Source organism: Streptomyces violaceusniger Tu 4113 (genome assembly GCF_000147815.2).
Classification (GTDB): Bacteria; Actinomycetota; Actinomycetes; order Streptomycetales; family Streptomycetaceae; genus Streptomyces; species Streptomyces violaceusniger_A.
This window is the reverse complement of record NC_015957.1, coordinates 7,279,642-7,301,051: the sequence shown is the minus strand read 5'-3', so window position 1 is coordinate 7,301,051 and position 21,410 is coordinate 7,279,642. Positions and strand designations below refer to the sequence as shown.

21 protein-coding genes and 2 pseudogenes are annotated in these 21,410 nt (G+C 68.6%); 13 read left to right on the top strand and 10 right to left on the bottom strand.

Going from position 1 to position 21,410, the window contains the following annotated elements; genetic code table 11:
- Positions 1-61 precede the first annotated feature (61 nt).
- From STRVI_RS29815 to STRVI_RS29805, 3 genes are all read left to right on the top strand, one after another.
- Entirely contained in the window at positions 62-931 is an 870-nt protein-coding gene (locus STRVI_RS29815; protein ID WP_014059325.1) for a helix-turn-helix transcriptional regulator, read from the top strand.
- A 388-nt stretch (positions 932-1,319) separates the two neighbouring features.
- The gene (locus tag STRVI_RS29810) at positions 1,320-1,739 is read left to right on the top strand and encodes a thiol-disulfide oxidoreductase DCC family protein (RefSeq protein WP_014059324.1); all 420 of its coding nucleotides are present in this window, start codon (positions 1,320-1,322) and stop codon (positions 1,737-1,739) included.
- Between the two features lie 8 nt (positions 1,740-1,747).
- The gene (locus STRVI_RS29805) at positions 1,748-2,584 is read left to right on the top strand and encodes a serine hydrolase domain-containing protein (protein WP_014059323.1); all 837 of its coding nucleotides are present in this window, start codon (positions 1,748-1,750) and stop codon (positions 2,582-2,584) included.
- Between the two features lie 233 nt (positions 2,585-2,817).
- On the opposite strand, the gene STRVI_RS29800 is transcribed toward STRVI_RS29805, so the two are convergent.
- Both STRVI_RS29800 and STRVI_RS48875 read right to left on the bottom strand, forming a co-directional pair.
- A complete protein-coding gene (locus STRVI_RS29800) occupies positions 2,818-3,687 on the bottom strand; it encodes a MerR family transcriptional regulator (RefSeq protein WP_043236737.1) in 870 nt (289 codons plus the stop codon).
- A 116-nt stretch (positions 3,688-3,803) separates the two neighbouring features.
- Positions 3,804-4,735 (bottom strand): IS5 family transposase gene (locus STRVI_RS48875; protein ID WP_435532578.1). Its coding sequence is split into 2 segments (ribosomal slippage): positions 3,804-4,355 and positions 4,358-4,735, totalling 930 coding nucleotides; the frame shifts between segments, so codons are not numbered across the junction.
- A gap of 86 nt (positions 4,736-4,821) precedes the next feature.
- On the opposite strand from STRVI_RS48875, the gene STRVI_RS29785 reads away from it, so the two are divergent.
- The 7 genes from STRVI_RS29785 to STRVI_RS29760 all read left to right on the top strand — a co-directional run bounded on the left by STRVI_RS29785 (position 4,822) and on the right by STRVI_RS29760 (position 10,517).
- The gene (locus tag STRVI_RS29785; RefSeq protein ID WP_014059321.1) at positions 4,822-5,181 is read left to right on the top strand and encodes a nuclear transport factor 2 family protein; all 360 of its coding nucleotides are present in this window, start codon (positions 4,822-4,824) and stop codon (positions 5,179-5,181) included.
- Between the two features lie 457 nt (positions 5,182-5,638).
- Positions 5,639-6,589 carry an alpha/beta hydrolase gene (locus STRVI_RS29780; protein ID WP_014059320.1) on the top strand — a complete coding sequence of 317 codons (951 nt, stop codon included), beginning with the start codon at positions 5,639-5,641 and terminating at the stop codon, positions 6,587-6,589.
- 182 nt (positions 6,590-6,771) lie between these two features.
- Positions 6,772-7,335, top strand: a complete 564-nt coding sequence (locus STRVI_RS29775) for a hypothetical protein (RefSeq protein WP_043236735.1) — start codon at positions 6,772-6,774, stop codon at positions 7,333-7,335.
- Positions 7,336-7,419: 84 nt separating this feature from the next.
- Positions 7,420-8,175 carry an IS3 family transposase gene (locus tag STRVI_RS29770; RefSeq protein WP_353477084.1) on the top strand — a complete coding sequence of 252 codons (756 nt, stop codon included), beginning with the start codon at positions 7,420-7,422 and terminating at the stop codon, positions 8,173-8,175.
- Positions 8,172-8,420 carry an integrase core domain-containing protein gene (locus tag STRVI_RS51085; RefSeq protein WP_106685743.1) on the top strand — a complete coding sequence of 83 codons (249 nt, stop codon included), beginning with the start codon at positions 8,172-8,174 and terminating at the stop codon, positions 8,418-8,420. The genes STRVI_RS29770 and STRVI_RS51085 overlap by 4 nt, the downstream gene beginning before the upstream one ends.
- A 120-nt stretch (positions 8,421-8,540) precedes the next feature.
- Positions 8,541-10,202 (top strand): IS1182 family transposase, encoded by a 1,662-nt coding sequence (locus STRVI_RS29765; protein WP_043236252.1) that lies wholly within the window; start codon positions 8,541-8,543, stop codon positions 10,200-10,202.
- Positions 10,203-10,253: 51 nt separating this feature from the next.
- Positions 10,254-10,517: a hypothetical protein gene (locus STRVI_RS29760; RefSeq protein ID WP_050993787.1), complete on the top strand. Its 264-nt coding sequence runs from the start codon at positions 10,254-10,256 to the stop codon at positions 10,515-10,517.
- Between the two features lie 156 nt (positions 10,518-10,673).
- Here the strand turns inward: STRVI_RS29760 and STRVI_RS29755 are convergent, their stop codons facing one another.
- Both STRVI_RS29755 and STRVI_RS29750 read right to left on the bottom strand, forming a co-directional pair.
- Positions 10,674-11,846, bottom strand: a complete 1,173-nt coding sequence (locus STRVI_RS29755) for an epoxide hydrolase family protein (protein ID WP_014059319.1) — start codon at positions 11,844-11,846, stop codon at positions 10,674-10,676.
- A 17-nt stretch (positions 11,847-11,863) separates the two neighbouring features.
- Positions 11,864-13,306, bottom strand: a complete 1,443-nt coding sequence (locus STRVI_RS29750) for an MFS transporter (protein WP_014059318.1) — start codon at positions 13,304-13,306, stop codon at positions 11,864-11,866.
- 80 nt (positions 13,307-13,386) lie between these two features.
- On the opposite strand from STRVI_RS29750, the gene STRVI_RS29745 reads away from it, so the two are divergent.
- Positions 13,387-13,983: a CGNR zinc finger domain-containing protein gene (locus STRVI_RS29745; protein WP_014059317.1), complete on the top strand. Its 597-nt coding sequence runs from the start codon at positions 13,387-13,389 to the stop codon at positions 13,981-13,983.
- 99 nt (positions 13,984-14,082) lie between these two features.
- Here STRVI_RS29745 and STRVI_RS51080 read toward each other — a convergent pair whose 3' ends face one another.
- The 3 genes from STRVI_RS51080 to STRVI_RS29735 form a co-directional block, all read right to left on the bottom strand.
- Positions 14,083-14,367, bottom strand: coding sequence for an IS3 family transposase (locus STRVI_RS51080; RefSeq protein ID WP_286012083.1), 285 nt, complete (start codon positions 14,365-14,367; stop codon positions 14,083-14,085).
- A 318-nt stretch (positions 14,368-14,685) separates the two neighbouring features.
- Positions 14,686-15,006 (bottom strand): IS3 family transposase, encoded by a 321-nt coding sequence (locus tag STRVI_RS51075; RefSeq protein WP_106685741.1) that lies wholly within the window; start codon positions 15,004-15,006, stop codon positions 14,686-14,688.
- Positions 15,003-15,311, bottom strand: coding sequence for a transposase (locus STRVI_RS29735; RefSeq protein ID WP_014059316.1), 309 nt, complete (start codon positions 15,309-15,311; stop codon positions 15,003-15,005). Before STRVI_RS29735 ends, STRVI_RS51075 begins: the two co-directional genes overlap by 4 nt.
- 622 nt (positions 15,312-15,933) lie before the next feature.
- Between STRVI_RS29735 and STRVI_RS56120 the strand changes: the two are divergent.
- A pseudogene (locus STRVI_RS56120) lies at positions 15,934-16,364 on the top strand (DUF6245 family protein); the annotation flags it as partial.
- Between the two features lie 197 nt (positions 16,365-16,561).
- On the opposite strand, the pseudogene STRVI_RS29720 reads toward STRVI_RS56120, so the two are convergent.
- Positions 16,562-17,654, bottom strand: a pseudogene (locus STRVI_RS29720) (integrase core domain-containing protein).
- Positions 17,655-18,232: 578 nt separating this feature from the next.
- A complete protein-coding gene (locus tag STRVI_RS29710) occupies positions 18,233-19,786 on the bottom strand; it encodes a hypothetical protein (protein ID WP_014059311.1) in 1,554 nt (517 codons plus the stop codon).
- A 770-nt stretch (positions 19,787-20,556) separates the two neighbouring features.
- On the opposite strand from STRVI_RS29710, the gene STRVI_RS54945 reads away from it, so the two are divergent.
- Positions 20,557-21,003: a transposase gene (locus tag STRVI_RS54945; RefSeq protein WP_251982765.1), complete on the top strand. Its 447-nt coding sequence runs from the start codon at positions 20,557-20,559 to the stop codon at positions 21,001-21,003.
- Positions 21,004-21,021: 18 nt separating this feature from the next.
- Here STRVI_RS54945 and STRVI_RS29700 read toward each other — a convergent pair whose 3' ends face one another.
- The gene (locus tag STRVI_RS29700; protein ID WP_435532628.1) at positions 21,022-21,336 is read right to left on the bottom strand and encodes an integrase; all 315 of its coding nucleotides are present in this window, start codon (positions 21,334-21,336) and stop codon (positions 21,022-21,024) included.
- Positions 21,337-21,410 lie beyond the last annotated feature (74 nt).

The window sequence follows — 21,410 nt, the reverse complement described above, 5'->3', positions numbered from 1 at the left end:
TCCAGACTGGGCGCGGGCGCGCGGCCCGGGAACCGACGGCTGAGCCCCGGACTGGCAGTCCGTGGCTAAGCGCGGCAACGGGTGCCACCATGAACGGGTGAGCAGACGGGAATTGGCCGACTTCCTGCGCCGTCGGCGGGAGGCGTTGCATCCGGAACGGTCGCCGGGCACGCACCCGCCGGGCCGACGGGCCCGCCGCACACCCGGATTACGCCGCGAAGAGGTGGCCGCACTGGCCGGGGTGTCGGTCAGCTACTACGAACGGCTCGAGCAGGCCCGCGCCCCGCGCCCGTCCCCGGAGGTACTCACCACGCTCGGTACGGCGCTGCAGCTCAGCACAGCGGAGCGCGAGCACCTGGCGCGGCTGGCCGGGCAGGTGCCGCCCGGCACGGACACCGATCGACGACCGGTTCCCGACGAGGGCCGCCAGCTCCTTGACCGGCTTGCACCGACCCCCGCCTACCTGGTCGACGAGCGGCAGGACATCGTGGCCTGGAATGCCGAGGTGGCCGCGCTGATCCCCGGCTTTGAGCAGATGCACGCAGCGGAGCGCAATACGGTACGGCTGGCCATCCGCCTTGGCGGCACGTTCTGCCGGGCGGCGCAGGGCGCGGAAGGCGAGTTCGCGCGGCAGTTCGCCGCGCAGCTGCGGGCAGCCAGCGTCCGGTACCCGGCCGACCGCATGCTCGGCGAGCTGATCAACGAACTCGCCGCTCACAGCACTGAATTCGCGGCTGGCTGGCGCGATCACGACGTACGACCGGTACCCACACTGCGCAAGGTGGTGCGCCACCCCCAGCTGGGCGACCTGGAGGTGATCTGCCAGACCCTGCTGCTGCCGGGAACCGATCTGCAGCTGGTGATGTACCAGGCTGAACCAGGCAGCCCGAGCGCCGCCGCACTGGCCCGGCTCGGAGCACGCAGTCGATGAAACGGTCAGCCCTGAGCAGACGCACCGTTGACGTCGAGGGCCGTGCGGGTCGCGGGCCGGCCGCTCCGGCCGAACAACAACCTCGTCCTCCGCCTGGGGACGCCCCTCTCCTCGCCCCCTGCAAAGGGTCAAGCTGCCGGGCGGGGTCTTCAGGGCGATCATCGCGGCCACCGTTCAGATCAACGAGACCCACGGCATAGTGCCGGGCAGCACCGCCTCGGTGAAGTGGCCCCAGCAAAGTGGAGTTGTCGCAGCGCCTCTTGGAGCACTTTGTCCAGGGAAAGGCGTCCCCGGCTATGCTCACGGACTGGCTGATGAATTCCCCCAGATCGCGTGCCCCGCGTCTGGTCGAACGAGAGTCCTTGTTGCAGCACTGGACGGAGAACCCGTGACCCACCACGGCGTCAAGCCACCGGCCTCGACACCACAGTCACCAGCCGTCCTCGCCTACGACGGGGACTGCGGCTTCTGTCAGACGTCCGTCGACCGTATCCGGGCCCTCACCGCACCGACACTGGAAGCGGTGCCGTGGCAGTTCCTGCCCGCCGAGTCGACGGCGCTGCACCTCGAGCGCCTGGACCGTGAGGTCCTGCTACTGCGCGGCGGTACGGTCCTCGCGGGCGGGTCGGACGCGCTGTCCCGCTACGTGGGCACCTCGCCGTCGCGTACGTACCGCAAGCTCGCGGCCGTGATCCATCTCCCCGGCGTCCGCGCCTGCGCCCGCGTGGTCTACCGCTGGGTGTCCCGCAACCGCCATCGTCTACCCGGCGGCACGCCCGCATGCGCGGTGCCGCCGCACGGCACATGAGGCCCGGCATGCGCCTCATACCGACCTGCGTGTTCAGCGACGCCGCTCCGCCGGCCCTCAGCGACGGTCACGCCGTCGACCGCTTCGTCCAGATCGCCTCGCTCACCAAGGTCGTCACCGGCACAGCGCTGACCCGCATGGCCGCGTCCGAGGTGCTGGCGCTCGACGACCCCGTCGAACGATGGCTTCCCGCGGCCCCCACGACCGGGATCACGCTCCTGCACCTGGCCCGGCACACCTCCGGCCTCCCCCGCCTGCCACCAGGTCGCCTCTCCCGCCGGGACCCGTACGCTGCGTTCGACCGCCCCGCGCTGGACTGCCTGCTGCCCCGGCTCGACACCCTCGCCACGCGACCCCCCGGCCAGCAAGGGGAATACTCCAACCTTGGCTACGCCGTGCTCGGCGCGGCCCTGACCGCAGCCTCCGGGACGACGTACGAGGAGCTGGTAACCGAGTACGTCCTGCGGCCGCTCGACATCACCGAAGTAACCGCGAACCCCGAACCCGGCCGAAGTCTGCCGATCCCCGGGCTCCTCGGCCGGCCCCGCAAGTCCTGGACGATGAACGGCGCGATCCTGCCGGCGGGCGGCTTGTGGGCCACTCCCCGTGCGGCAGCCGACCTGGTGGTACGGATCCTGGTGGAGCGCCGACTGGGGGATCCCGCTCCGAGCTGGCAGACGTCCGGCCCCTTGCGCTGGCACAACGGAGCGACACGCCACGCATCACTCTTCGCCGGAGCGATGGACAACGGCCCCTGGGTGCTGATCCACCGCCTCAACGCGGCGCCGGAGGACACGGACCGGGCGGGCATCGAGACCCTCAAGGCAAGCCGAACCGCTCCCTAGCCCACCCCACTCGTCGATGGTGAAGAGGCCGGCCAGGCCGCCCTGGCTTCGTCTGTGAGTAGTGACAGCACTTGTCGATGAGTTCTGGCAGCGGTTGGCGGCCAGATGCCCGGAAGGGGTCGATGAGTTTTGGCAGCACCGGCGCGTGCTGTGGGGCCAAGGCGACTCCGTGCGCCGTTGGCCTGTTCCCTGACACCACGGGGCGCCATGCAGTCAGTGCAGGTGCAGGTCCTCTACCGACCGCCGTCGCCATCCCTGGGCGCCCCGGAGTCGTCGGGGGCCGGTCCGGTGTGGAAGATCGGCCAGCAGATCTCGGTACGCCACTCGGCCGTGTCCGTGCTCTCGTGGCGTCCGACGGGGTAGTACTCGCGGACCGGGCCGCCCACGGCCAGGGCGTGTTCGGCAACGTAAACGCCCAGCGCTCCGTAGGCCAGGTCGATGTTCGTGTGCGGGCCGCGGTGGACGATCGTGGCCAACTCGACCGGCGGGACCACCAGTGCGGCGACCCGGCCCATCGGGCGTACCGGTCCGGCGCACGGCACGAAGATCGTCGCCGATCCCTGCTCGTGGGTGAACAGGTCGTTACTGAAGATCCCGCCAGCCGGTCCGTCGGCGGCCAGTCCCTGGGCGTCCAGCGTCGCGTAGATCTCACCGAGCGCGCCCTGGTACCAGGTCAGCGCCTCGGCAACGTCTACCGTCTCGGTGATCGCAGCCGCGGGCGTGGCTAGAACACGGCGGCGCCCGATCTCGGCTCGGGCGGCGCCCGGCGGGGGTGTGAGCAGGTCGCGCAGCGAGGCGACGGCGTTCTGGGTGCGGGCCAGCTCCTGTTCCATCTGGTTCAGGTGCGCAGCGATCAGCGCGTTGCGCGTCTCGAGGTCGGGGGCGGCCAGCACCTTGGCCACCTGCTCGATGGGCATGTCCAGGGCGCGGAAGCGGCGGATGATCTGCGCGGTCGGAATCTGCGCGGTGGTGTAGTGCCGATACCCGGTGTGCCGGTCCACCTCGTCCGGCTCCAGCAGGCCCACCCGGTGGTAGTAGCGCAGCGTTTTTACGCTCAGATGTGTGGCCCGGGCGAAGTCCCCGATCGGCAGGGTGGCGTCCATGCCCGTCACTGTGCCACCTCCCCCTAGGGGAGAGTCGCGGGTATGCGCGGGCGTTGCCCCTCTCGCAAGGGCACGTCGGAGGCTTGCTGCCAGGCGGCTAGGACTTGTCCGGGCGATCATGTGCGAAGCCAAATGACCAGCGCGGCTGTGGTGGCTGTGCCGAGGAAGACGTAGCCGCGTTTGTCGTAGCGAGTGGCCACGGCCCGGGACTGCTTCAACCTGTTGATCGCCCGCTCGACCGTGTTGCGCTTCTTGTACCGTTCCTCGTCGAAGCCGGGTGGCCGTCCGCCGCGTGAGCCTTTACGCAGGCGGGCGGCCTGACTGTCGGACTTCTCCGGGATGATGTGCCGGATGCCCCGTCGTCGCAGGTAGTCGCGGCAGGGCCCGTTGCTGTAGGCCTTGTCAGCGGCGAGGCTGTCGGGCTTTGTGCGCGGTCTGCCCGGCCCCGGCCGTGGAACGCGGATCTTCTCCAGCACCGGCTGGAACTGGGTGCAGTCCGCCCGCTGTCCACCGGTGACAATCAGGGACAGCGGGCGGCAGCGGCCGTCGGCGCTCAGGTGGAGCTTGCTCGTGAGTCCGCCGCGCGAGCGGCCCAGTCCCTCACCTCCTGCACCACCTCCACCAGCCGGGCGAGCAGGCTCTGCCACGGAGGCTCGTCCTGGTGTTCTGCTGTTTCGGCCCCCTTTGACGCGGCTGCCGGCGGCGGATCTGTGCGAGCACCGGCCGCGTGCTGATGAGCGCGCACGATGGTCGAGTCGACCGCCAGGTCCCAGTCGATGTCGCCCGCGGCGTCGGCCGCGGCTTGGACCTGCTGCAGCAGGCGTTCCCAGGTGCCGTCGGCCGACCATAGCCGGTGGCGTTCATAGACGGTCTTCCACGGTCCGAACCGTTCGGGCAGATCACGCCACTGCACCCCGGTGCGCACGCGGTGCAGGATCCCGTCGATCACCTGTCGATGATCCCGCCACCTGCCACAACGTCCATTGCTGACCGGCAGGAACGGCCGCAGTCGTTCCCACTCCGCATCCGTCAGATCACCCCGCCCCATGCCACATCAACGATTCAGACACGAGGCAGTCACATGATCGGCCGGACAAGTCCTAACCGGACCGCCGCTTCGAGAGGAGCAAGACCATGACCACGCCCCTGCCGCCCGTCGTCGCCGAGTACCTGGCGGCGGTCAACGCCTTCGACCTCGACCGGATGGTCGCGACCTTCGCCCCGGACGCCTACGTCAACGACGCGCGCCGCGAGATCAACGGTGTGGACGCCATCCGTCGCTGGGCCGAGAAGGAGATGGTCGGAGACCACGTCACGATGGAGGTGCGCGAGGTCGTCGACCACCACGGCGACACCATCGTGCGCTCCCGTTACGACGGCACCTACGACAAGACCAACCTCCCGGCCGAGCTGGTGATGTCGGACCACTTCAGCGTCCGCGACGGCAAGATCGTCAGCCTCGCTGTGATCCGCAATCAGCCCTCGCCGTACTGACAGGCGCCGGCGCCGGAGACCCGGATGAACTCGGTGCAGGCTCGCATCGTCGATGACGTCCCAGGCGTAGGCGTGCTTGCCGAGGTCCTCGACGCAGCCAGCCCTGTCATCGGGTCAGGATTTCCCGACTACTGCGCAGATCCCGGTTCCCTCGGCCCCGGCACCCCGTGTGCCAGGGCCGACCGGCGGCCGCGAGCCGTCCGAGCCTCTACGACAAGACCAACCTGCCGGACGAGATCGTTCTGTCGAACTACGTCAGCGCGCTACGGCCTGATCATCAGCCTGATCGTGGTCAACAACCACAACCCCGAGTACTGAGCGGCCCAGCGCCGAACAGCGCTCCGATCCCACCCGGCCCCGCCACACCCAGTGGCGCACGCAGATCGGTCCGCCGACCTGCGTGCGCCGGCACCACCTCCCGCCGAACTCCGCCCACCCATGGAGAGCGAGAACCACCATGAGCTACACCCTTGACCCGCAGCTGGTCCCGATCCTGGCCGCCCAGGCCGAGCAGGCCGCGGGCCTGCCTGCGCGCGAGCGCGGGGATTGGCGGGCGATGCGGGAGGCCGGAAACCTCGGCCAGGCCGCCATGGCGGCCATGGTCCCCCCGGTCACCGGGATCAAGACCACCACCTACTTCGCCACGGCACGCGACGGGACCCGGATCGAACTGCGCTGGTACACCACCGGCGAGAAGCCCGCGCCCGGCCCGGCCGTGCTCTACGCCCACGGCGGCGGCATGGTCCTGGGCGACCTGGACGCCTACGACACCCTGCTGTCCTGGTACGTCGCCCAGAGCGGGGTGCCGTTTCTGTCCGTCGGCTACCGGCTCGCCCCCGAGGCCACCGGCACCATGCTCGCCGAGGACGTCTTCGCCGGTCTGACCTGGCTGGTCGAGCACGCACACGAGGTGGGCGTGGACGCCACCCGTATCGCGGTGATGGGCGACAGCGGCGGCGGCGCGCCCGCGGCTGCCACCGCGATCCTCGCGCGGGACCGGCAGGTACCACTTGCCCGGCAGATACTGGTCTATCCGATGCTCGACGACCGCAACCAGACTCCCGACCCTGCCCGCGAGCCCTTCCTGACCTGGACCTACGACAGCAACTACACCGCCTGGAACGCGGTACTCGGCGACGCGCTGGGCACCGCGACGGTATCGCCGATCGCCGCACCGGCCCGCCTGCATGACTTCACCGGCCTGGCCCCCGCCTACATCGACACCGGCGACCTGGACATCTTCCGCGACGAGGACATCTCCTACGCAGCGCGCCTCGCAGCCGCAGGCGTCCCGGTCGAACTGCACGTCCACCTCGGCGTCCCGCACGGATGGGACCGTATCGCCCCCCAGTCCCAGGCCGCCCGGCGCGCCTTCGCCGACCGCATCCGCACCCTCGCCGCCCTCTGAACCCGCCCGCGACCCCATCGCGGCGGATTGCCACGTACCACTCGACCTTGGAGTGCGACACCATCGCCGTCCCCTGACAGCGGCACGCACATTCACGCTGCCGCCGCAAGAGCTCAAGCGCTGTCAACACTCATCAATACGCTCGCCGTCCAGCCGAGGGTGCTGTCGCTAGCGATCGACAAATGCTGTCAGATCTCGCCCACAAAGCTACCGGGGTGCTTGCCGCTCTGGACAATCTCCACACGGCGGCCCGGCCGGTCCTGGAGGCCGACATCCGCGAGGTGCGTCCCGACTACATCGCGGCAGTACTCCAGTCTTTCCGCGAGGACTCTGAACCGGATGGGCCGGGCGTCCCGGTGTTCGGATGGCGCACCTTTCACCCCGTCGCTCCGGAGACTACCTGGGAGGACACGATCGACGTTGCCGCCTGGAATAGCTCTTTGATGATGTGCGGCATGCTGGAGAAGTACGACCAGGTACCTGAGCTTCAGCCTGTCCAACTTGCCGATCTACTACGCCACCACGGCATTCCGGCCGTTCTCTGCGCTGCCTGCGGAGCCCCTATCACCAACCGCCACCCGCGGTGGAACGGTGTCTGGATCACCCCGGAGCGCGAATCCGGCCCGCTATGCGAAACTCGCCAGCCCACGCTGGCTGAACCGTCTCCGATGCTCGGGAGGCTCACCGACAACGAATTCGGCGATCCGCACCGCCCTGCTCCCGGCGGGCAAGGGGGGCGTCAGTGACCGTTTCGAGTATGAGATTCACGGAAGCCTCGGGCCCAGAAGACGCAGGCGAATACATGTGGGCGGAGGACCTGGGCCAGCTGGATATGGATCAAGAGAAGTACGAAGAGGACGGCTGCGCAGGCAGAACGCCGAACAGGCGCAGACCATCGAGGTGCTGCGAAAAGCCGCGGTCTTCTTCGCGAAGGAGAGCGATCGATGAACGAGATGTACGCGTTCATCGAGGCGGAGAAGACCACTCACGGTGTCGCTTTCCTGCGCCGGCTGCTGAAGGTGGCCCGCTCCTCCTTCTACGCCTGGCTCGCGGCGGCGAAACCCCGGGCTGCCCGGCAGGCCGCCGACGAGGCCCTGGCCCACGAGATCACCGTCATCCACGTCGCCTCCCCCAACACCTACGGCATCCCGCGGGTCCATGCCGAACTGCGGCGCCTGGGGCGGCCGGTGAACCGCAAGCGGGTCGCCCGTCTGATGCGCGAGAGGGGCATCCAGGGGGCCCATCGCCGCAGGCGGCGCTCGCTGACGCGGCCGGACGCCACCATCCGGCCCGCCCCGGACCTGATCGGCCGCGACTTCCACGCGGACCGTCCCGGCACCAGGCTGGTCGGCGACATCACCTGCCTGCCCACCGCCGAGGGCTGGCTCTACCTCGCCTGCTGGCTGGACCTGGCCACCCGCGAGGTCGTCGGCTACGCCATGGCCGGCCACCACCGCGCCTCCTTGGTCATCGACGCCCTGCGGATGGCACACGGCCGGGCCGGCCTGCAGCCCGGATGCATCACACACTCGGATCGCGGAAGCGAATACACCTCAGCCGAATTCCGACGCGTGATAAGCGATTGAGCCTGCGTCAAAGCTGCGGCCGCACCGGATCACGCTTCGACAATGCCGCCGCGGAGAGCTTCTGGGCCCTGCTCAAAGAAGAGATCGGCACCCGGACATGGCCTGACCGGGCCACCGCTCGCGCCGAGGTCTTCGCCTTCATCGAGACCTTCTATAACCGCCGCCGTCTGCGCAAGCACAAGGTCTTCGGCTACCTCACCCCAGCCGAGACCAGACAGCGACATCAGCACACCCTCACAACATAGAGATCGAGTGTCCAAGACCACGACCCTGCTGGCCAATTCACATGGCGGTTCAGCTGTTCTTCGACGGGGGATCACGGATGCGTAAGTCTGGCGCGGGGAGCCGATGAACGGGGTTCCTCGATGTCTATGTGGCCGCGGTCTGTGCGTGAGGTTCCGGAGTGGACGGCTGTGGTGGCTCGTGCCGCCTTCCCGCGTGGGACGTTCGCGATGCGGGTCCGGGACGCGCTGGGTGAGATCTTCACGGATGCGCAGTTCGCCGATCTGTTTGCGCGACGAGGGCATCCGGCCTTGTCGCCGGGGTTCCTGGGGATGGTAGCGGTTCTGCAGTACGCCGAGGGACTGACCGACCGGCAGGCCGCCGACGCGGTACGCGGCAGGATCGACTGGAAGTACTGTCTGGGGCTGGAGTTGACCGATGCCGGCTTCGACTCTTCCGTGCTCAGCGAGTTCCGTACCCGCCTGGTCGAGCAGGAGTCCGCGGGCCGTCTTCTGGAGCGGACCCTTGAGTTGCTCGCCGAACGGCAGCTGCTCGGGGCCGGGGGTGTGCAGCGCACCGATGCCACGCACGTGGTGGCGAATATCCGGTTGCTTAACCGGCTGGAGCTCGTGGTGGAGACCATGCGGGCCGCGCTGGAGGCCCTGGCGGCAGCCGCGCCTGGGTGGCTGATCCTGCACACCTCGCTCGACTGGTGGGACCGTTACGAGCGGCGGGCCAGCGACTATCGGCTGCCGAGGACCGAGGCCACCCGTGATGCGCTCGCCCGCACGGTCGGCCAGGATGGCCGGCGCCTGCTGGCCGCCGCCTACGCGGCGCATGCGCCGGGCTGGATCCGGGAAGTTCCCGCCGTACAGGTGCTGCGACAGGTCTGGGTCCAGCAGTACCAGTGCGCCGACAACGGGGCCTGCGTGCTGCGGGCAGCCAAGGACCTGCCGCCGGGATCGCTCTCGATCGGCAGCCCGTACGACACCGAGGCCCGCTACAGCATCAAGCGGGGCATGGCCTGGCGCGGCTACAAGGCCCACTTCACCGAGACCGCCACGCCCGACAAGCCCCGCCTGATCGTGCACGTCGAGACCACCGAGGCCAGCCGCGCGGACGTGGAGACCACCGCTGGACGCCACCAGGCCCTCACGGCCGCCGGGCGGGCGCCCAAGGAGGAACTCGTGGACGCCGCCTACGTCAGCGTCGACCACGTCATCACCGCCGCGAACAACGGCATCACTCTGACCGGGCCGCTCCCACCCGACTCGGGCTGGCAGGCCCGCGACCCCGACGCGTTCGACCTGCGCGACTTCACCATCGACTTCGACAACCGGCACGTCACCTGCCCCAACGGCAAACAGAGCCGGTACTGGCGCGAAGCCCACAGCCGCGACGGACTCCCCATCATCCAGGTCACCTTCCGTCTCCCGGACTGCACCACCTGCCCGGACCGATCCCGCTGCACCCGCTCCGAGCGCAACGCGCGCGCCATGACTTTCCGGCCCCGTGAGCAGTTGGAGACACAGCAGCGGATCCGCGCCGAGCAGGCCACCGACGCGTGGAAGGAGCGCTATGCGCTGCGGGCCGGCGTCGAGAGCACCATGGCCCAGGCGTCCAGCCGCTGTGATGTCCACCGGGCCCGTTACCGCGGGCTCGCCCGCACTCATCTCCAGCACATGCTGACTGCGACCGCCCTCAACCTCGTCCGCACCGACGCCTGGCTCGCCGGTATCCCACCCTCCGGAGCCTGGACCTCACGCCTCACGCGCCTCCGCCGCGAACTCGCAGCCGCCATGTGAATTGGCCAGCAGGGTCGACCACGGGGAAACTTCATCGCGTTCTTCGCCGGCATGGCCGAGTCCGAGCGCGAGTACATCCGGGAGAAGTCCCTCGAAGGCCAGGCATCAGCCCGCGAACGCGGCCGACACGGCGGCAGGCCCAAGGTCGTCGACGACGACATGGCCGCCTACGCCCGGTCCTTGCGGGCCAACGGCGTCCCCGTCCCGCAGATCGCCCAGAAGCTCGTCATCACCTCGGGCAAGAACAAGGGCGAACACCCGTCGGTCGCCACCGTCTACCGCATCCTCGCCGAGGAAGCCGACAGCACTGAGTGAGCCCGGATGCCCGTCAGGGCCTCAAGATCAACTCATTGCCCCTTTGACCCGCATCTGGGTCACACCCCTCGATGAGGCGTCCGTCGGCCGGTCAGAATGACCGTTCAGGCCTGCCGAACCGTGCCACGAGCTGATCACTGCTGGTTAGGTGTGCGGTCACGGTGCGTCGTGACCGGCCCCTGTCTGTGGCTCCTGGTCGATGCCTGGCCAGCGGACAAGGCGGAAGAACCCACGCACCTGTTCGACCAGCGACTCCGGCTGCTCCAGCGCGGCGAAATGGCCGCCTCGCGGCAGTTGCTCGAACCAGCGCAGGTCGGTGAACCGCAGTTCGGCCTCCCGCCGGGACGGGCGGGTGATGTCGCGGGGGTAGATCGACAGCCCGGACGGCGCGGTGACCTTGTCCCGGAAGTGGGCGAAGCTTTCCCAGTACAGGCGCGCGGACGAGGTGGCCGACGCGGTGAACCAGTAGACCGAGATTTCGTCGAGGATCTTCTGCCGCGACACCGCGTCCTCGTGGTTGCCGTCGTGGTCCGTCCAGGCCTGAAACTTCTCGGCGATCCAGGCAGCCTGGCCGGCCGGGGAGTCGGTGAGGCCGTAGCCGAGCGTCTGCGGCCGGGTCGCCTGCTGCCCCGAGTACCCCCGGCCGGTGCGCTGGAACTCCTTCTCAGCCTCGAGGTTCGCTCGTTCAGTGGGCGTCGGGTCGTCGAACGTGCCCAGCGCCACGGACCCCATGTTCAGGTGCACGCCGACGACCCGCTCGGGCGCCACCTCGCCGAGCGCGCCGGACACCGCCGAACCCCAGTCACCGCCCTGCGCGCCGTAACGCTCGTAACCCAGCGACACCATCAACGTGTCCCAGGCGCGCGCGATGCGCGTGACACCCCACCCGGTCCTCGTCGGCTTGTCGCTCCAGCCGTACCCGGGCAACGACGGCGCGACCACGTGGAATGCGTCCGCCGGGTCCCCGCCGTGTGCGCGTGGGTCGGTCAGTGGTCCGAGGACACCCAGGAACTCGAGCACCGAACCCGGCCAGCCGTGCGTGAGCACCAGCGGGAACGCGTCTGGCTCCGGCGAGCGGACGTGCAGGAAGTGGATGCCCAGCCCGTCGATGGTGTCGCGGTACTGCGGGAAAACGTTCAGCCGCTCGGCGAACCCGAAGTCGTAGTCCTCGGCCCAGCTGCGGCACAGCTCCTGTGCATAGGCCAGCGGCAACCCTTGTGACCAGTCGTCCACCGGCTCGGGCTCGGGCCACCGCGTTCGTCGCAACCGTTCACGCAGATCCGCGATCTCGGCTTCGGTGATGCTGACCTCAAATGGCTCGGCGGCCACAGCTGGCTCCTGTTCTGTCAGGACTTGCCGGGGTGAAAGGTGACGGGTTGAGAGTTGACGGTGTCGTGAGGTTCCGGTGGATGTCGGGCGCCGGGGCGTCGGGTCACGCTGAGGACGAGTCCGGCCAGAGGGAGGACCGCGAGCACGGCGAGGGCTACCGGCACCGACACGATGCCGGACAGACCCGCGACAGCGGCCGGGCCGATCCCGCCACCCAGGTTGACCATGAAGGTGAGCAGGCCCTGTGCGGTGTCGCGGTCGTGTGCGGTGACCAGTTCCGGTGCAAGGCCCACGAGCACGGTCTGGGCGCCGGCGAACCCGCTCACGGTCAGCGCCACGCCGACGATGACCCTGGTCGGCCCGGTGAACACCCCGACCACGAGCACGCCGATGACGGTGAGTGCCGCAAGCCCGGCCGACACCTGCCACGCGGTGAACCGTGCGGTCACGGTGCCGGCCAGCCGCCCTGCCAGCACCGAGCAGGCGGCGGCCGGGACCAGCAGCGCGCCGGCTTCGAGGGCGCCACCGCCCGTAGCCTGCTCGATCAGGGACGGGGCGAGGAACAGCACCCCGTAGTAGCCGGCGAAGACCGCCCCACCGACGAGCCCGGCAGCCGGGACGCCGCGGGCCGCGATCACCCGCCGAGGCACGAACCCGTCGGGCCTGCGCCGCACGCGCCACCACAGTCCCACCCCGGCGAGCACCCCGGCGGCAGCCACGACGAGCGTGACCGCGGCGGGCAGTCCGACCGAGTGCGCCTGCAACAGTGTGATCAGCGACCCGGCGAGTACCGACAGCACGGCCGCGCCGAGGACGTCGAGTCGCCCGGCCGCGCCGTCCCGCTCACCGCCGCCGATCCGCGTGAACGTAGGCCTGTCTGCCGACGCGGCCAGCAGGAGGGGCAGTGCGAGGACCGGGATCGCGAGTACGGCACGCCACCCCAGCCACGCGGTAACCGCCCCGCCCACCAGGGTCCCGCACGCCGACGCCGTCGCGCTGGCGGCTGCGATGATTCCCAACGCGCGCAGCCGTTGCTGCCCGGGAAGGGCGGTGGCCGCGGCGAAGACGGCGATCACGGTCGCGCCCGCCCCGGCGCCACCGATCAGTCGGCCGATGATCACGACCGGCAACGTCGGGCCGGCCGCCGCGAGCGCGGAGCCCGCGGTGAGTGCTAGAACCCCGGCGACGAGGACCCGCACGGGGCTCCACCGGGCCATCAGCCGACCGGCGACCGGCATCGCCAGTGCCGAGGTCAGCGACCATGCGGCGAGGATCCATGCCGTGGTCCCGAACGGCACTCCGAGCGCGCGGCCGATTGCCGGCAGCGCCACCGACGGGGCGCCCAATGCGACGTACATCGGCAGCACCAGCATCCCCAGGATCAGTCCCAGCCGGCGCCCGTCCGGGGCGTGGGCAGGTCCCCCGCCCAGACGCCCTCCCGACCGGATCGTCTGCGGCATCGTCGTCTCCACCCAGGTAGGTTGTGACATGTGAAAGCTAATACGGGTGTCACGCTACGAACGGTGAGGAGACACGTCAAATGCTAGATGCGTGTTACATCTCATCGGCGGTGGAGGCGGCCGTCGATCTCGCCAACACCTGGAGGCCGATCAAGGGCGAGGACGCGCTGGAGACCGTGGAACAGCTCCAGGACTTCTTCGCCGACCATCCGCCTGCCGGACCGGGCGAGCCGTCGAGCTCGGCCACGGACCGGGGGACCGGTCCCTCGCGGCGTCTCACCCGCGCCGACCTGACGGAGGTCCGCGCACTGCGCGAGACGGTGCGCGGCGTGCTCGAACGATCCAGCACCGACGCGGTCGCAGCTGCGGCCCTGATCAACGACGGTCTGCGCCGCAGTCGCGCCACTCCGGTGCTGCGCCACGATCACGACCGCTGGTGGACCGAGGTCACCGCCGACACCGACCGCTGCGCGGCGCGCCTGGCCGCGACCACGCTCAGCGCGCTGGCTTGCGTGATCGCCACGCTCGGTCCGACTCGTCTCGGCGTATGTGCCGGGCTCCAGTGCCGGGCCACCTACGTGGACCTCTCACGCAACGGCTCAAAGCAGTACTGCACCCGAACCTGCGCGCACCGCGCCAGCGTCGCGGCCTACCGCAGTCGGCACAGCAACAGCTGAGCGTCGGAACATGGCCCTCTCAGGGGCGGCTCCGATGACGTTCGCCAGCCGCCGAGCTGGTGGAGATCTGAGGTTCCCCCGCTGTACGGGGGTGGCTGACTAGCTGGTCAGGGAGGGTTGACGTGGTTTCAGGTTCACTTGTTCGGCCGTTGCCTGGCTGGCGTAATGCTTCTCCTCGTACTCGATCGGGCTGAGGTAGCCGAGCCGTTTCTGGATGCGGCGGGGGTTATAGAAGCCGTCGATGTACTCGAAGAGCGTGAGGTTCGCTTCGGCTCTGGTGGGGAAGACGCGGCCGCGGATGCACTCGGTCTTGATGACCATCCACAGGTTCTCCGCCAGGGCATTGTCGAACGAGTCGCCGACCGAGCCCATGGACGCCTGGATACCGGGCCCTGACCAGGCGTGTCGTGAGCTTCACGGACGTGTACTGACAGCCGTGGTCGGCATGGTGAATGAGCCCACCGGGGGCGACTTCGCGGCTGGCCAGGGCATACTCCAGCGTGGTCAGGACCAGATCGGCGTCTGCGCGGGCGGAGGTTTCCCAGGGCCACCACCCGGCGGGAGAACGCGTCGCGGATCGCGGACAGCCACAGCGGGCCCTCCTCCGTCGCGATCATGGTCAGGTCCGTGACCCACAGCCGGTTCGGCACGTTCGCGGTGAAGTCGCGCTGCACCAGGTCAGGGGCCGGTTCCGCGTCCGGGTCACGTCGGGTGAAGCCCTTGCCCCGCCGGGGGACTGATCCCGGCCAGGCCGGCTTGGCGCATGAGCCGTTCAATGCGTTTGCGGCCGACGTGGATGCCTTCACGCCGGAGGACGGCGTGCACGCGGGGTGAGCCGTAGATCCCGCCGGAGTCGGCGTGGACCTGCCGGATCTTCCCGGTGAGCTCGGCGTCCTGGCGGCGTCGCTTGCATGGCTCCTTCTCGGCCTGGCGCCAGCGGTAGTAGGTGGAGGAGGGGATGGAAAGTTCCCGGAGTACGGGCTCGACCCCCAGGTGCGGGTGCGCATCGACGAGCGCGGTCACCTGGGCCGGGTCGGGTCGAGCTGGGCCGCGAAAAAAGCTGAGGCCGTCCGCAGGACCTCGTTCGCCCGCTTGAGCTGGGCATTCTCCTTCCGCAGAGCAGCCAGCTCCTCACGCTCGGCGGTGGTGAGAATGTCGCCTCGCTCACCGGCATCAGCCTCGGCCTGACGGATCCAGTTGCGCAGAGCCTCGTGATGCACCCCGAGTTCCTCTGCCATACGGCGGATGACGGGCTTCGGCTCGGCGGCGCGACACATGCGGACCGCGCGGTCACGCAACTCCAGCGGGTATTTCCTCGGGGCAGGCATCGTCTGGGCTCCTCTCGTGAGACCCATCTGACCCTCTGTCACCCCTCCCCGCATCTCGGGGGAACCTCAATCCCGCGCGCTCAACTCCAGCGGCGCATCCCGGCCGGTGCCCCGACGGGGTTCGTGCCGACGCGGTGCGGCTACCTCAACACGGCTGTGCACAACCCCCCGAACACCCCACCAGGTATGTCGACGCCTACGGCAGCCTGATCGCAGGATGTCAGACAATGCCGCATTCTCTGACAAGCACGCCGCGATCGTCCCCGACACCGGACCGGCCGACCACGCCGCAGCCTGGACCACGTTTGCGGCTGGTCACAGCGTTCTTACCGGGACCCCTCGTTGGGGTGTCCTGCCTTATCAGCCCATCGAACTGCCAGCTGCTCGGTACCCGTCGGCCGAGAGGTGTGATCAGCTGATGATGCGCAGTACGGCGGTCTTGGGGTGCTCGCGCAGGACCTGGATCGCCTCGCTCATGCCAGACCTGGCGGCATCCTCCATGTGCCCGTGGAAGGCGTCAGCGTTCTCCCAGACCTGGATGGCGTAGAAGGCTGCGGGGTCATCGACGTCCTCTAACGAGCACGCCGCTGAGGCCGCCCGCCTCGGCGGTAGCGACGCCTACCGGGTGCGCATGGTCAACGAGCTGCTCGGGGCTGTCCAGACCGAGGCGGTGCTGGCCGACTCGGTGAAGCTCGACGACGACGCCCGGCACAAGGCGGGGGAGGAGCAGCTGGCCGCCGCCGGCGCCGGGGTCGAGGAGCCGGTCAGGCGGGCGGAATTCATACGCTGGCAGGTGCTGCGGGCCACTACCCCGCTGTGGCTGATGGACCAGAACGAGGAGACCGGCCCGATCCCGTCGCGGCCGCGCACGCCGCGGCCGGGCTGCACACGCTCCTCGGCGTGATCTCCGCCAGTCAGGGCGCGGTGGCCACTGGCGACATCGAGACGCTTGCCGCCCAGGCGGACGAGCTCCGCGCCGCTCGCGAAGCCCTCCAGACGGCGATCGGGAACACCGACATCCTGCTGAACATGCTCAAGTCGGTCGGCCTGTAACCCCGGCGCTCCGCGGGACGCTGTCGGCTGCGGCACGTTTCCGGCGTATTCCGGCTGCCCCCTTCGGTCGCCACCGTCTACCGCATCCTCGCCGAGGAAGCCGACAGCACTGAGTGAGCCCGGATGCCCGTCAGGGCCTCAAGATCAACTCATTGCCCCTTTGACCCTGTAGGTGCCAGGAACTGCGTCCGTGCTGGTCACGCGGCGTGCCGGTACTCGTGTAGGAGGCCGCCGAGGTGATCGCGTCGATGGATGTGGAGATGGGTGAGCTGGTCGGGTTCGGTGATCGGTTCGGGTAGCGGGTGGAGTGGTGCGGCGCTCGCGAGAGTGCGGTGGGGTCTGTGCTCGTTGTAGAACGTCTCGTATTCGCGTAGCGCGTGGAGGAGATGGGTCTGGTTCCAGATCAGGGTGCGGTCGAGGAGCTCGTTTCGGCATGAGCGCACCCAGCGTTCCATGATCGCGTTCATGCGCGGCATGCGGACGCCGGTCTGGATCACCTTGACGCCTTCGGCTTGCAGGACGGTGTCGAAGGATGCCGGGTACCGTCCGTCTCGGTCCCGGATCAGGAACTTCGCATTGATGCCTGCGGCTTGGAGGTCCATGACCATGTTGCGGGCGAGCTGGGTGACCCAGACGGCGGTGGGGTGTGCCGTCGCGCCGAGGATCCGCACGCGGCGGGTGGCGTGCTCGATCACCGCGAGGACATACAGCGTCGCTCCGTTCAGGGTCTTGGTTTCGAAGAAGTCTGCGGTGAGGATTGCCTGGGCCTGGGAGTGCAGGAAGGCGGCCCAGTTGGTGTGGTCGCGTTCGGGTGCTGGGTCTATGCCGTGCTCCTTGAGGATGTTCCACACGGTGCCGGCGGCCACCTTGATCCCGAGGGAGGCGAGTTCGCCATGGATTCGCCGATAGCCCCAGCTGGGATTCTCCCGCGCGAGCCGCAGCACAAGAGCACGGATGGATCGTACGGTGCGGGGCCGTCCCGGCCGTTTGGGGCGGGAAGCCTTTGCGCGGCGGCGGCGCAGCAGCTCACGGTGCCACCGCAGCACCGTGTCAGGCGAGACGATCAGCGGTAGTTGACGAAGGGCGTACCCGGGGGAGGCGATGTAGGAGGGCGGCCAGCAGTGCACGGTCTGGCCAGGTGAGCTTCCGTTTGTCGGTCTGCCGCTGTATTACGGCCAGTTGGTGGCGTAACGCCAGGATCTCGGCGTCCTTGTCGCGGTCACTTATCGGCATGAGCCGTAACAGGGTGAACATGCTCGTCAAGGCCAGGTAGAACAGTCGCAGCAGCACTCCACCAATGCTGGTGTGGGGGAGGGCGAGTCGGCAACGGGCGCGGTGGTTCCACTTCTGCCATGGTTGAGCGGCGGGCCGCTGCAGCGCTCCGGCGTCGTGACCAGCACGGACGAGGTTTCTGGCACCTTCAAGGCCAGCAGCGTGCTCGGTGTGATCGGGAAGACGTTCTCCCAGTGGCGGCGAGGGATCAGGGAGGACAGGGACGCGAATCAATAGGCGGTCCGCGGGTTCGTACCGTACTCGACCTTGTATCTGGCGTCGTAGCACGGCGTTTTCGTGAGGCAGGACGAGAAGCTCAGCCTTCTTCGAGGTGTCCCGCCGCAGAAGCACTGCCGGGACGGAGAGTACAGAAGGGACACGATCACCCCGTCATGGTCGCAGCTCTCTACGCGCCGGGCGGGGCATTTGACCAGCAGCGATGAATAACCGAGCCCCACAGGGTGGTTTGTGGATTCCCGCCCGTCTTGGCGGGCGCCGCTCGTACGCTCCGGCGCATGATGGACCCCGAGGTGCTGGAGCGGATCACCGCGCCACGTGCGGAGGGTACGCTCCCTCAGCCATGGATGCCGTGAAGGCTACTGCTCTTCGTCCCCGGTCGACCGGCGCCGTAACTTCTGCCATATCCGGTGCAGGGACATGCCGAGGGTCGGGTGGTGGAAGTGCACTCCGCCGGAGATGTCGCCGGCCTGGACAGTGGGACCGTGGAAAGTGCCGCCGGAGACGGTGTTCGCGCTGCCTGTCGCCTTGCTCGGCGCTTGTTGTGAAGGCTCCGCCTCCGGTAGTGGCCGGATAACCAGGAGGCGGTATCCCTCGAGCCCGCCGCTTCCCTGATGGGTTTCGGTCTCCGTCGTGCCCATGAGACGTCGTGCCGCCTTCTGGGTGGCGGCTGCGATGCTGTCTTCCGCCTCAATCTGCGACGTGATGCGGTCGAGCTCGTCGCGGACCGCATCGAGCCGGTTGCGCGTGTCGCGTAGTCGGTCGCGCGTGTCGCGCAGTTGTTGGACCTTCGTGTCCCGCTTGGCGCGGGCCTTCTCTTTACGATCCGCGAGTAACCGGATGGCGCTGGTGAGGGGGTCCTCCGTTCTCAAGGACCAGTGGAAGCTCACGCCGAGGGCTTCGTTGGTCGCATCGAGGACCTTGATCACCTTGGTGGACAGGCGGCGCCAGTCGTGCTGGCGGTGCGTGGCGCGCACGTGCCGGGCCATGGCGAGGAGGTGCCGTATGGACTCGTCGACGGTTCCCGACGAGAGCAGCTTGGCCAATCTCGCCCGCCAGTTGCCGACCAGCTCGGGATCGGCGGCGGATACCGTCTCCAGGTGCCTGTCCAAGCCCTCGTACTGGGCGCAGAGTTCGGGGCCCATGCGCTTGTCGAGACGGTCCTTCAACCCGGCCTGGAACTTTTCCAGGCCCTTTGTGCCGTCGTCTTCATAGCCGTCAGCGTCCCGTTCCAGCCACTTCGTTTTCCATTCCAGCTGTTCCGTCTCCCGTTCCAACTGCTTTTTCTCTTTGCGGAGTTCAGCTGCGCGGCGGGAGTGGCCGAGGTCCCCGGCGATCTGTTTGCACAGACGGTAGAGGCTGAAGTCGGGGCGCTCCGGCTCCGGCCAGCGTACGAGTACCGCCGTGTGCTCGATGAAGTCGAGGAACAGGACACCGGGCAGCCATGACTCCGGTACCTCGAAGTACGCGGCACATCGGGACACCGCCTCGGTCCACGCGACATGGTGCTCTTTGGGTGTATGCGGGGCCTCCGCGAAGACATCGCCTGAGACCAGTGTCTTGGGGGCGGAATGGAGGGAATCGACGAACCGCCAGGCGAAGTTGTCCCCGACGTGGCAGAGCGGCAGGACGCTCAAGCCGTACAGGCTCGCCACATCATCCACGTAGCTGTCGCTCACGAGATTGAGCTGGTAGACGTCGGTCAACCGCCGTTCCGGGTCCGGGCAGAGGACGGCGAGGAGCTGCCCGGTGACATCGTGGAGGCTCGTCCAGTCGTCTGTCAGCTCCCAGTGCAGTGTCCGCGCGTCCGCAGTGCGTGCCAGGACGACCACCATGCCGGTGAAGTGCGCGCTCTCCGCGGCGCGGACAACGTGGGGAAGGAGGGCGGGAATCGAGGCGGGCGCCGAGAACATGGAGCCTCCGCTGGACGTGGATGCCCGTGGGTGAACCAGGATCCTACCGAAGTCAAGCACCTGGCCCAGTGGTCCGACCGTCGGGGACACGCTTTAGTGAGGATCCTGAAGGGCGTCTTTATTGCCGTACGGTGGTTGACCTGGGGCTTTGGATCGTCGAAGTGTGGGCATGATCAGTGATCGTGGGTCTGCGACTGCTCTACTTGATCTTCTGCCGACTGCTGGGCTGCTTCCTTTTGCTGGGCCGCTCGACCGCCACGAACAACGCCGAGATCCTTGCCCTTCGTCATGAGGTCGCTGTGCTGCGCCGGCAGGTCGAGCGGCCGCGGCTGTCATGGGCTGATCGTGCCGTGCTCTCTGCTCTCGCGCGGCATCTGCCGTCCGTCTTGCGCTGTCATCGGCTGGTCACCCCGGGCACGCTGCTGAACTGGCACCGGGGTTGGCGTGCTGGAAGTGACGCCAGACGGCGGTCGGACCCGGTCGGCCACCGTTGCCGGAGGAGACAATCGTGCTCATCCAGCGCCTGGCGCGAGAGAACCCGACCTGTGGGGGTACGTCAGGATCCAGGGCGAGCTGCGACGACTTGGCCATAGGGTTGCCGCCGCCACGGTCCGGCGCGTTCTGCGCCGCTCCGGTCTACCGCCCGCACCGCAGCGAGCAAGCCAGCAGACCTGGCGCTCATTCCTCCGATCCCAGGCCCACACGCTGCTCGCCTGCGATTTCATGCACGTGGAGACCTCCTCCTCAATCGTCTCTATGTCTTCTTCGTCATGGAGGTCAAGACCCGGCGCGTCCATGTCCTGGGCGTCACCGCCCACCCGACCGGCGCATGGGTCACCCAGCTCGCCCGCAATCTGCTCATGGACCTCGGCGACCGGGCTGGGTGCTTCATCCCGACTCCGCCGCAAAGCCCCCGGTCCAACGCGTTCGCTGAACGATGGATACGCACAGCCCGCGCCGGATGCACCGACCGACTCCTCATCACCGGCGAACGACACCTCCGTGCCGTCCTCGCCACGTACACCGAGCACTACAACACGGGACGGGCCCACCGCAGCCTCGACCTACGAGCCCCAGACGACGACCCGAACGTCGTTCCCCTTCCCGCTGCCGCGGTCAGGCGCCGCCAGGTACGTGGTGGACTGGTCAACGAGTACTACACCGTGGCACCCCGGCTGCCTCAATATCCACAGGAAACGTCCAGCTCAGCGGCCTGATCAGAATATTGACACCCTTCAGGGCGGGCGTCCGGTGCCACGGCGCGCGGTGTAGTCCCACTTCGCGGCGATGAACCTGCGGTGCCAGGCGAGCACGGTGCCGGGGGCCACAGGGAAGACCTTGAGCCAGTGGCGTCGGGGTATCAGCGCGGACAGGACGGCGAACCAGAACCGGTCGGCGGGCTCAAAGCGGACCGGTCCGGTCAACTGGCGGCGCAGGACCGCGATCTCGTGCCGCAGCACCAACAGTTCCGCGTCCTTCGCCGTCCCACGCCGGAGGAGTACCAATGGAACCGTCAGCAGCTTCCGGGTCACCTTGTACAACAAGGACACGATCATGCAAGGCGTAATCCCAGCGAACTGACCGCACCCCGCTCAGCTGCGGCGATGACTTTTCGAGCGGCACA